The sequence below is a fragment of the Lapidilactobacillus concavus DSM 17758 genome, assembly GCF_001435835.1.
In the GTDB taxonomy this organism is placed as follows: domain Bacteria; phylum Bacillota; class Bacilli; order Lactobacillales; family Lactobacillaceae; genus Lapidilactobacillus; species Lapidilactobacillus concavus.
This window is the reverse complement of record NZ_AZFX01000040.1, coordinates 29893-40211: the sequence shown is the minus strand read 5'-3', so window position 1 is coordinate 40211 and position 10319 is coordinate 29893. Positions and strand designations below refer to the sequence as shown.

Annotated in this window: 11 protein-coding genes; 3 read left to right on the top strand and 8 right to left on the bottom strand. The window is 44.5% G+C overall.

Going from position 1 to position 10319, the window contains the following annotated elements; genetic code table 11:
- Positions 1–774: 774 nt before the first annotated feature.
- Positions 775–1389: a YtxH domain-containing protein gene (locus tag FC15_RS04605; RefSeq protein WP_057824426.1), complete on the bottom strand. Its 615-nt coding sequence runs from the start codon at positions 1387–1389 to the stop codon at positions 775–777.
- Positions 1390–1414: 25 nt separating this feature from the next.
- On the bottom strand, positions 1415–1819 hold the full coding sequence (locus FC15_RS04600; RefSeq protein ID WP_057824424.1) for a DUF948 domain-containing protein: 405 nt from the start codon (positions 1817–1819) through the stop codon (positions 1415–1417).
- 209 nt (positions 1820–2028) lie between these two features.
- Between FC15_RS04600 and FC15_RS04595 the strand changes: the two genes are divergently transcribed.
- Positions 2029–2862 carry a mechanosensitive ion channel family protein gene (locus FC15_RS04595; protein WP_057824422.1) on the top strand — a complete coding sequence of 278 codons (834 nt, stop codon included), beginning with the start codon at positions 2029–2031 and terminating at the stop codon, positions 2860–2862.
- A 172-nt stretch (positions 2863–3034) separates the two neighbouring features.
- Here FC15_RS04595 and cbpB read toward each other — a convergent pair whose 3' ends face one another.
- A complete protein-coding gene (cbpB, locus tag FC15_RS04590) occupies positions 3035–3550 on the bottom strand; it encodes a cyclic-di-AMP-binding protein CbpB (RefSeq protein WP_057824420.1) in 516 nt (171 codons plus the stop codon).
- 116 nt (positions 3551–3666) lie between these two features.
- Here cbpB and FC15_RS04585 point away from each other — a divergent pair, with 116 nt between their 5' ends.
- Entirely contained in the window at positions 3667–4398 is a 732-nt protein-coding gene (locus tag FC15_RS04585) for an MIP/aquaporin family protein (protein WP_057824418.1), read from the top strand.
- Positions 4399–4642: 244 nt separating this feature from the next.
- On the opposite strand, the gene FC15_RS04580 is transcribed toward FC15_RS04585, so the two are convergent.
- Genes FC15_RS04580 through racE form a run of 3 tightly spaced genes read right to left on the bottom strand, consistent with a single transcriptional unit; the run spans position 4643 to position 6593 of the window.
- Positions 4643–5161, bottom strand: a complete 519-nt coding sequence (locus tag FC15_RS04580; RefSeq protein ID WP_057824416.1) for a metallophosphoesterase — start codon at positions 5159–5161, stop codon at positions 4643–4645.
- A complete protein-coding gene (locus tag FC15_RS04575) occupies positions 5158–5781 on the bottom strand; it encodes an XTP/dITP diphosphatase (protein ID WP_057824414.1) in 624 nt (207 codons plus the stop codon). Before FC15_RS04575 ends, FC15_RS04580 begins: the two co-directional genes overlap by 4 nt.
- Positions 5766–6593, bottom strand: a complete 828-nt coding sequence (gene racE, locus FC15_RS04570) for a glutamate racemase (protein ID WP_057824412.1) — start codon at positions 6591–6593, stop codon at positions 5766–5768. The genes FC15_RS04575 and racE overlap by 16 nt, the downstream gene beginning before the upstream one ends.
- Before the next feature lie 244 nt (positions 6594–6837).
- On the opposite strand from racE, the gene FC15_RS04565 reads away from it, so the two are divergent.
- Positions 6838–7326: a DUF2507 domain-containing protein gene (locus FC15_RS04565; protein ID WP_057824410.1), complete on the top strand. Its 489-nt coding sequence runs from the start codon at positions 6838–6840 to the stop codon at positions 7324–7326.
- 192 nt (positions 7327–7518) lie between these two features.
- On the opposite strand, the gene trxA is transcribed toward FC15_RS04565, so the two are convergent.
- Positions 7519–7830, bottom strand: coding sequence for a thioredoxin (gene trxA, locus FC15_RS04560; protein WP_057824408.1), 312 nt, complete (start codon positions 7828–7830; stop codon positions 7519–7521).
- Between the two features lie 123 nt (positions 7831–7953).
- Positions 7954–10308 carry an endonuclease MutS2 gene (locus tag FC15_RS04555; protein ID WP_057824406.1) on the bottom strand — a complete coding sequence of 785 codons (2355 nt, stop codon included), beginning with the start codon at positions 10306–10308 and terminating at the stop codon, positions 7954–7956.
- Positions 10309–10319 lie beyond the last annotated feature (11 nt).

Here is a 10319-nt window from a genome sequence, read left to right as displayed (position 1 = left end):
TAAGACTAAACTAGAAGTTGCGGAGGAAAATGGTTGTGATGCTGTGAAAGTTTTGTTGGTCTGCACGCCTTTCGCAGACTTCCAAAACGGGTAACTTGGAGACTTCGAACTTTGAAGGCTCCAATTTTAGTCGCAAGCTACTTTTAGCTTGCTAAAAGAGCTGTAGACGGCCCCACAGCAGGAACAACCGTTTTCCGCAGCAACTTCGGACAACAGAAGTTAAAAAATTTGATTTTCTCAATTTGTCATTCTAGACACACGACTAATACAAATATTAACGCCAAAATACTTGCACATTTCAAGTAAAATAAGCAAGTTTTTGGCGTGAATTTGAATATTTATCGTATCTAAATTTTGCCATTTGAAGCAATCACGATTTTTAAATGCGATTATGATTTAATATTCGAAGAAATAGACTGCTAGTAAATCACACCCAGTTATTTTGAGTTACCGACTAAACTAGAAGTTGCGGAAGACAATGGGCATGATTGCAGTGACAGTGCTATAAGCTCGAAACGTGTTTCGAGCTTATAACACGGGCAAAACTTTAGATTTTGTGCAACAAAAGCTACAAGTTTTAGGCGAAAGCTACTTTAGAAGCTTGCTTCTAAAGAGCTGCAGCCGGCCCCACAGGCTAGCATGCCCATTGTCTGTAGCAACTTCGGTTCGACGTATACCACATGCAAGCATACCCATTGTCTGCAGCAACTTCGACAAAAAAAGACCAGGTACATTCACCTGGTCTGGTCTTTTGAACTTTTAAAAACAAAATGCCTATTTTTGATCGTCCGCAACTTTCTTGCTGGCGTCTACAACCTCTTTCGCGTCATCTTTGACTTCCGCGGCACCCGCTTTAACATCGGTGTCAACTTTCTCAGCGGCTTCTTCGACATCGGCAGTCATTTCTTCAACGTCAGTCTTAACTTCTGCGGCTGCATCGATAGCTTCGTCTTTGGCTTCTTGGAATGCAGATTGGCTATCCAGGACGATGTCATCAAAATGAAGTTGGTCAACTTCATCTTTAGTTTCTTCGAAGCTGCTCTTCAATTGATTCGAAACGTCGCCAAATTGCGATTTCATTTGTTCTGTCGCATCTTGGAATGTTTCTTTAAATTGTTGAACGGCTTTACTCGATGTGTCGACTGCAAAGTGTAATCCTTCATGCTCGTTCAGAACGCGATTCACTTTTCTGGCTGCATCTTCACGCCAGTCAGCAGTTGCATCGTCTGCGATTTCATATAATTCTGTCGCACGATTCTTAAGTTTACGACTATTTGCAGAAGCACTCTTCTTGATCTCTTCTGCGGTTTCCGGTGTTAAAAATAACGCTGCGCCAATTGCAGCCGCGCCACCCAAAACTAACCCTAGGAAAAAGTGTCCTTTAGACATCTACATCGCTCCAATCATTTTTGAATTATTGTTTGTTCTTCTTAAAAAAACTACGGACAACTTGTGCTGCGAGACCAACCTTACTTGTCTTTGCACTCGTTAACTTAGTTGCCAGGTTGCGCGATGACTGGTTCAAATCAGAAACCGTCTCACCTAAATCGCCCATTGCCTGAAAGACTGGGTCTAAGGTGGCCACTTTGCCATTGACATCGTTTAGCAAAGTATTACTCTTTGCTAACAAGCCTTCAACTTCATTTGATAATGCATCGACATCTTTGGTGACTGTCTGCAAAGACTCATCCACACTATCAACTGTCTTTTCAACATGCTTCATGACCTTTGTGACCCGAATCAAGAAGATCGATACGAAAATTACGAAAATCAATAATGCAATCGCAGCGATCAAACCGGCTATTTCTCCGCCTGTCATAAACAACCTCCTCATCAAACTAAACTTTCTACTTAAGAATAACACCATGCCCCACCTATCGCAATTGATATCTACATCTAAATGAAGGCGTTTTTAAAAAATGTGCTAGATTTTTGATGAGTCCAAGTAGCTCATCACCATCATTATTTGTTACACTAAAGTTATCGTCTATTTCAAGCATCAAGATTTTAGTTAAAGGAGTTCTCATATTGTCTAAATTGAGTCTATTTGAAAAGTTTGATTGGGATCAGATCGGTGCCGATGTGTTGACCCATGTGGTTCAGGTCGTTTTACTGACTGCCTTATTTTATTTGTTGAATCTCTTTGGTCAGAAGCTGATCAACAAGACAACCACCCACTATTTGAACAAGGAATCGACTTCGAACAATCGTGTTTCAACCATTCGTTCTTTGTTAAAAAACATCCTACTTTACACCTTGTTGATTTTTTATGTCTACACGATTCTAACCGTCTTGGGCGTGCCTGTGGGAACGTTAGTCGCGAGTGCCGGAATCGCTAGTTTAGCGATTGGCTTGGGCGCTCAGGGATTCGTGAATGATGTGGTCACTGGATTCTTCATCTTAGTTGAACAACAATTTGAAGTTGGCGATCTGGTCACCGTCAGCGGTATTAACGGCACCGTGGTCGCACTAGGATTGCGAACCACTCAGGTGCGTTCCGCCGACGGGACGTTGCACTATATCCCAAATCGCAATATTTCGATCGTTGCCAATTTCTCCCGCGGTCATCGTCAACAAATCGTTAATTTGCGTGTTGCCGCTGATACCAATATTCCTAAGCTTGAAGACGTCTTACGCACGGTGAACCAACAACTGTTCGAATCAACGGATGAATTGCTTATCGAGCCAGAGTTACTCGGCGTCAATGTGCTTGCAAATGGGAATCTGGTTTATCAAATCAAGGTGACCCCTCAGCAAGGCGCGGAGATTGCCATGCAGCGCTTGTTGGTCAGTCACTACCTGCCCGAGCTCAAGAAAATTGGGATCACTCTTCCCTCTAACACGCTAAACTTACAAGGTTGATCAATCATAGATTTCGTGAAAAAACGCCATCGCTTTCTCAAATATTTTGAGAACCGCGCTGGCGTTTTTTGAGATGTGGATGAAAGTCGATCAACATCCGACCAAAATCGTCCAATCGTTTCAAGCGGTTATCCTGATTGGTCATCGACGTTAGGCGGGATTGATGATCAAGTTAGGCATGTTTAATTTCTGTTCCAGCTAATTTTGAAATGTGGTGCCGGGACGCTTTTTCAGTAATTTCGTAATCATTTTCAATATTATGCGCAATATAATTGAAAGCCTTCATCATCTCACGTCGGGTCAGAATACCACGGAACACATTCTGTTCATCGACAACGGGCACAAAAGGATTGTCAACCAGTAAATGTAAGGCAAGATCCATGTCTGCAGTTGTTTTGAGGGTATCGAATTCTGTCTGCATGACATCTTTCACCGTCAAGTCCTTCAACGGGTCGAAACTGAGATCCATCAGCTCAATCATCCGGTCAGTGATCATCGGCATGGTCAGCAGACCCAGTAAATGCGATTCGCCATCTAGAACTGGGATTTTAGAATAACGTACCTTAGTCAATAAAAGAAAGGCGTGCGTCAACGGATTATCCTCCTGCACCGAGGCAACCTTATCACCAGGAATTAAGAAGCTATTTTGCTTTGTCAATAACATTTCTTCAATGGATTTTGCAATCATTTAGTCTTGATCCTTTCGAATTTTCAGGTTTTCTTAACAAATCTTAAACATTTTGCATTGTTTCCACCCGACAATATCTGTATAATTTTCAACAGTATTATATTTGGAGGATGAAAATGACATATTCACTTGTAACACGATTAGCGGCCGAATTTATCGGAACTGCAATCATGGTAATTCTTGGTAACGGCGCGGTTGCCAACGTCGATTTAACGGGGACGAAAGGCGAACATGGCGGCTGGGTATTGATCTCACTTGGTTATGGTGCCGGTGTGATGATTCCAGCATTGATTTTCGGTGGTATTTCTGGCAACCATATTAATCCAGCTTTCACGCTTGGATTAGCCTTCTCTGGCCTTTTTCCATGGTCGGAAGTCTTGCCTTACATTGCCGTACAACTACTCGGAGCGTTCGTTGGACAAGCCATCGTTGTTTTAGCTTACAAGCCACATTACAACATGACGACCAATCCACAACGTATCTTGGGCACTTTTGCAACCATCGACGCGACATCGAGTCGCTTCAATGGATTCATCAACGAGTTCGTTGGCACCTTTATTCTTGTCTTTTCTGCTTTGGGCATCACTAAGGCGCCGTTCTTCGGTCATAATCTTGGCACTGCACATCTGGCATTAGGTTTCTTGGTCATGACACTGGTTGCCTCGTTAGGTGGACCAACTGGCCCGGCATTAAATCCGGCGCGTGACTTCTCACCACGTCTCTTGCATTTCCTGTTACCATTGAAGAACAAAGGTAAGTCTGACTGGCGTTACGCTTGGATACCCATCGTTGCACCAATCACCGCCGGTATCATCGCCGCCTTTACGTATAAAAGCATTTTCATGTAGCCGTCCCTCTCTATCATAGCAAACGTTTTACTAAGTCTAAAGTAACATTGCTTCAATCATTTAACAATGCGACGAAGGACCGACAATTTGAATAAGCACCCTTAAGACAAGTTAAAAGCGTCCCAGCAAGTCATGAATTTCATGAGGCTGGGACGCTTTTTTAGTCGGATTCTTTTGAGCGTGGTGAGGCACGTCATCAATCTAAACATGGTGTCAGCTGCAGTTAGTCACTGACCGTTCGTGCCTATCGTTTAAAACTCAGAGCGAGTGTGTCAACTGGTTCAAAATGACGTTGGTAATATTGGACATTTATAGTTTCAGGCGTGCTCTCAACGATGGCATACGTGCCATGAAGGCCAATATATTCGCCACGTGGTTGGCTGATCGACCCCGGGTTGAGAAACAGTCGGCCATCGACAAATTCACAAGCTAATTGATGCGTGTGACCATAGCACACAAATTGGGCTTGCTGCTCTTGCGCCAATAATGACAATCGATCCAGACCCATGTTGACGCCTACTCGATGCCCGTGCACGATCAAAACCGATTCACCCGCAACTTGTGTCACGATTTGCAGCGGAAATTGTTGGTCAAAATCCATATTGCCTTGGACAATCAAAAACTGTTGACGTAATGGATCTTGATCACTTAATTCAGAATCGCCGCAATGAATCATGACATCTACTTGATGCTGATAACGTGCCACCAACTGTTGCAAGATCGCGTCGTCACCATGACTATCACTTACGACTAAAGCTCTCATCCTTGTTGCTCCTGTTCTTGCCACCATTGTTGCCAGACAGGTAATAAATTCTGAATAGCAGCGCCACGGTGACTGTATTTATTTTTATCAATCGCATTCAATTCTGCGAAGGTCTTGTCTAAGTCTGCTAGATAGAATAGTGGATCATAGCCGAAGCCATCTTCGCCACGTGGCACACTCAAGATTTCTCCCTTAACATCGCCATTCACAACTAAATCTTGCTCCGGACGCTGTGGCCATGCCAACACCAGCGTCGTGTGAAAATTAGCCTGTCGCTGTTCAGCAGGCACACCACCCAACTCAGCGAGCAACCGGGCATTATTGGCCGCATCATCGTGCGCAACGCCGGCATAACGAGCCGAATAAATTCCAGGTTGACCATGTAAAAAAGTGACCTGTAGCCCAGAATCGTCTGCAAGCACTGGGCAATGCAATTTAGCCGCAAAGAAATCTGCCTTCAATCTTGCGTTCTCTTCAAAAGTGCGGCCGGTTTCATTGACTTGTGCTAAATGATCGAAATCATTTAATGTCAAGACTTGCCAACCTGCCGGTTCAAAAACCGCACGAAATTCACGGGCCTTACCATTATTTTGGGTTGCAATAACTAATTTCTTTTCCATGATTGATCTCCACTAATATGAACTTGTTGTGCACGCAATGAGGTTAATCCCAACCATTGTGTTGCAATTAAATCGAACATTTCCGGTGCAGCTGTCGTATAGAATTGCTTGATGCCGACATGCTGTGTATCTGAATTCGTTAAGTTGAAATAATCTAACAATACTGAGACTTCAGAAACCGCTTCTGCCCCTGAGTCGATCAACTGAACATCCTCACCTAAATATGACTGGATCAACGGTCGTAGTAATGGATAGTGGGTACACCCCAAGATCAAAGTATCAATTCCACTGTTTTTGAACGGTGCGAGTGTCTCTTCAACAACTTTTCTGGCAAGCGGCGTGTCAAATTGATTGCTCTCGACCAAAGGGACAAACTTCGGCGCCGCCATGCTCATCACTTCCAAGTCGGGATTGCGGGCATGAATAGCTTCAACGTAAGCTTGCGACTTGTGGGTACCTTCGGTTGAGATAACCCCAATACGTTGATTATGTGTTGCTTTGATTGCAGCTCGCGTGCCGGGTAAAATAACGCCAACCACCGGGATCGATAGATGTGGCTTGATCACGGACAAGGCCTCTGCAGTCGCTGTGTTGCAGGCAAAGACTAACATCTTAATGTTCTTCTTGAGCAAGAAGTTTGTCATTTGCCAAGTAAATTCTTGGACCTGATCGGTTGGCCGTGGTCCATATGGCAAGCGTGCCTGATCGCCAATAAAGACAATATCTTCGTGTGGTAACTGGCGCATTGCTTCTTTCACAACGGTCAATCCACCAACGCCTGAATCCAAAAAACCAATAGGTTGATTTTCCATTTTTTTGTTCCTTCCGAAATTTCATTAAACTATATTGTCGCTTTTTTAGGGTAATTATTCAAGTCACACCGGTCAGATTGCTAAGATTCTTTAGGAGTTGGCCGCATTTCGTAAGAATCAGCTTTGAAACACATTTTTGTTTTGTCAGTGGCGCCTTAAACCGCTATAATATTTAATAGTTAAGTGATCGCTTGATGACGAAATAACAATTCAGAACAATCATGATGTGAAGTCGAGGATAACCATGAATTTAGCACAATTACAACAGCAGCTTACTGAAACACCCGATATCTTTAACGCCATCTTCAACCGCGAGGTCCTGCTTCCGATTCTCCTCGGCGAAGATACGGAGGATCTCACCTACTGGTTAGGTAAAGAAGTCGCACGTCGATTCCCCCTTAAGGATTTTGAAGACGTGCGCCGATTCTTCAATTTGGTGGGCTGGGGTGATTTATCACTGAGTGGGCATCAGAAAGGCACCACGACGCTCAGCTTAGCAGGCGAACCCGTTGAAGCCAGAATCTCACTAGGTAAAAATGGTGGTTTCAACTTAGAGACGGGGTTCCTTTCCGAAACTTATCAGCAACAAAATGGCTTTCTTACCGAAGGCACCTATCAGGCTGAGACGCAGCGTGTACAAGTGACGTTGCGGTCAGATCTTAAAGACCCTTTGACCAACTTGCCTCCTGATTTTATTCAGTTCAAACCTGCTTCAGACGATCAATCCAAATAAATCAAATGCAGACGGCACGTCTAACTCAATCCTTAAGTTAGACGTGCCGTCTTTTGTGTCTGGTAACCTGCAAGATAACTGTGCGCGCAATGACATCACGCCGTCAAATACGCGAATAAAAAAAGCGACCACCAGCATTCGCCAGTCATCGCTTCTCGCACAATCTGATCATAGGTTGCGCGCTAATTTTAATTAAGCCGTATATTTTGCAAGTGTTTCTTGTAATTGTTCTTTGCTGTGATAGCCAACAACTTTCTCAACGACTTCGCCATCTTTTTTGATGATCAAGGTTGGAATCGCCATGATACCGAATGACTTCGGCGTATCAGGATTTTCATCGACATCCATCTTCGTAAATTTCACGTCATCGAGCTCCTCTTCCAATTTCTCAATGACTGGAGATTGCATCCGACAAGGACCACACCAAGTTGCCCAGAAGTCGGTCAGGACGACACCGTGATCAGTTTCTTGGGAGAATGTTTTATCAGTAATTACTTTAACCATTATTAAGACCTCCATCATTTTGCATATCCTTATTATCGCATAATATGACGTAATTACAATTAGTTTGCTTACTAAAAATAACTAATCATTTTTTCTGTCACCTTTTGGCTAAATGGAAGCTAGTTACTTGAAGTAAACGATTGTTGCACCGTTACCACCAGCGGAGGCTGGCGCATACTCATACTTCTTGATACGACGATTCCCCTTGAGGTAGTCTTGAACACCTTTGCGAATCGCGCCCGTCCCTTTACCATGAACGATGGTCACCGACTCATAGCCAGCGAGCAAGGCTGCATCAATATACTGATCTAAGTTTGCCAGCGCTTCTTCATAGCGTTGCCCCCTGAGATCGAGCTGTGTTGAAACGTGGGAACTGCTCCCGCGAACGGTCACAATTTGGCGTTGATTTTGCTGAGGCTCTGGTTTGATCTTCTCCAAGTCACGATCCCGCAACTTCATCTTGATAATACCAACTTGAACTTCAAATTCATGTTCACTTAATTTTTGCGTAATTACGCCATTTTGACCATATGTGAGCACTTTGACATCATCTCCAGCCTGGAGAGCCTGCTTCTTCTTCGCACGCTGTAAGACGCGATTATGGGCCAATGGGCGATCAGGATGCAAGGCGTTCAACTGACCCTTGGCATCGATCAATTGATTCTCTTTGACATCCGTTCGACCGGTCAACCGCATTTGTCGTAGTTCGTCGATGATTTGATCGGCCTTTTTCTGTGCACCATTGACCAACTCGTCGGCCTTATCACGTGCCTTGTCCATCTGCTGATCTCGTTGGGCATTGAAAGTCTGCCAAGCTGTTGCGAGTTCTTCATGCAGTCGTGTCGCATCATCTAGTTGTTGTTGCAACGCAGCCCCCGCTTCTTCGGTTTGCTTGCGCTGCTTTTCCAGATCGGTGATCATATTATTTAAATCTTGACTTGAATCGTTCATTAACGCCTTGGCCGCCTCGACAATGGAATCGGGCATTCCCAGCCGTCTCGAAATGTCGAAAGCATTCGAACGCCCGGGCACACCGATCAACAGTTGATAGGTCGGCTGCAATGTCTCCACGTCAAATTCCATGCTGGCATTGATGGTGCCAGGACGCTCGTAGCCATAAAGCTTCAACTCTGGATAGTGCGTCGAAGCAATCACGTCTGTCCCCACACCACCGAGATAATCGAGAATTGCAATTGCCAAGCTGGCACCCTCTTGTGGGTCGGTTCCAGCACCCAACTCATCGAGCAAGACCAGATCACGATCGGTCACGACGTCAAGAATGCGAATAATATTTTCCATATGTGCAGAAAAAGTACTCAGATTCTGCTCAATCGATTGTTCATCGCCAATATCTGCAAAAATCTCACCAAAGATACCGATACGACTTTCCTCACGTGCCGGAATAAAGAGCCCCGCTTGTGCCATCAATTGAATGAGCCCAAGTGTCTTTAAGGTGATCGTCTTCCCACCGGTATTCGGCCCGGTGACCACAATCGTTTGATAATCGGCGCCAATCACAATATCGTTGCTCACAACCTTTTTAGGATCGATCAAAGGATGTCGTGCTTGACGCAAGACGACATGATTTTGATCATCGATCATCGGTTCAGTCGCTTTGATTTTTGCCGCATAATGCGCCTTGGCATTAATGAAATCGAGTTGTCCCACTAAATACTGATTTTGACGCAACTCGTTCGTAAACGGTGCGATCATCTCAGAAAGCTCGGCGAAGATTCGCTCAATCTCCTGTTTTTCTGCTAGCTGATCTTGACGCAGCTTGTTGTTTAGCGTCAAGACACTCTGGGGCTCGACATAAACTGTCTGGCCACTCGCGCTTTGGTCATGGATGATTCCACCGAACTGATTCTTGTACTCGGCACGTACAGGGATCACGTAGCGATCATCGCGAATCGTCACCAAAGGCTCAGATAAATACTTCGCACTACTCCCACGCGTGTAGTCATCCATCTTACTTCTGACTTGACCTTCTGTGGCGTGAATCGTCTTGCGAATTGCGGCCAACTTGGCAGATGCTTCATCCAAAACTGTTCCGTCAGAGTCAATGCTACGTCGCAATTGTTGCGCTTGCTCAGGCAACGCCACCAATTGGGCAATCAAATCAGGCAAGTTGCGCAATTCAAACGATAATTCTAAGTCACGGAAAAAGCGGATCAACGCACTTGTTGCCTGTAAATTACGACTAATGGCAGCGAGCTCGACGCCATTCAAACTCGCGCCGATTTCTAAACGTTTCAAGGCTGGACCGATCGTCTGCAGCTGGGCGATTGGTAACCCACCCTTCACCCGCAATAGATCCGCACCGTCTTTGGTCTGATCAAGCAAAAGCTGGACGGCTGTTTGATCTGCAATTGGTTCTAATTCATTTAAAAGTTGTTCACCCATCTCAGTTTTCAGAAATGGCTGGATTTGTTGTTTAATTTTTTTAAATTCAAGCGTCTTTAAAACTTTTGGATTCATTCTTGCTTCAC

Excerpts from the sequence above, each read along its gene's own strand:
- FC15_RS04605 (WP_057824426.1), bottom strand. The coding sequence starts at position 1,389 with ATGTCTAAAGGACACTTTTTCCTAGGGTTAGTTTTGGGTGGCGCGGCT.
- FC15_RS04600 (WP_057824424.1), bottom strand. The coding sequence starts at position 1,819 with ATGACAGGCGGAGAAATAGCCGGTTTGATCGCTGCGATTGCATTATTG.
- cbpB (WP_057824420.1), bottom strand. The coding sequence starts at position 3,550 with ATGATTGCAAAATCCATTGAAGAAATGTTATTGACAAAGCAAAATAGC.
- FC15_RS04585 (WP_057824418.1), top strand. The coding sequence starts at position 3,667 with ATGACATATTCACTTGTAACACGATTAGCGGCCGAATTTATCGGAACT.
- FC15_RS04580 (WP_057824416.1), bottom strand. The coding sequence starts at position 5,161 with ATGAGAGCTTTAGTCGTAAGTGATAGTCATGGTGACGACGCGATCTTG.
- FC15_RS04575 (WP_057824414.1), bottom strand. The coding sequence starts at position 5,781 with ATGGAAAAGAAATTAGTTATTGCAACCCAAAATAATGGTAAGGCCCGT.
- racE (WP_057824412.1), bottom strand. The coding sequence starts at position 6,593 with ATGGAAAATCAACCTATTGGTTTTTTGGATTCAGGCGTTGGTGGATTG.
- FC15_RS04565 (WP_057824410.1), top strand. The coding sequence starts at position 6,838 with ATGAATTTAGCACAATTACAACAGCAGCTTACTGAAACACCCGATATC.
- trxA (WP_057824408.1), bottom strand. The coding sequence starts at position 7,830 with ATGGTTAAAGTAATTACTGATAAAACATTCTCCCAAGAAACTGATCAC.
- FC15_RS04555 (WP_057824406.1), bottom strand. The coding sequence starts at position 10,308 with ATGAATCCAAAAGTTTTAAAGACGCTTGAATTTAAAAAAATTAAACAA.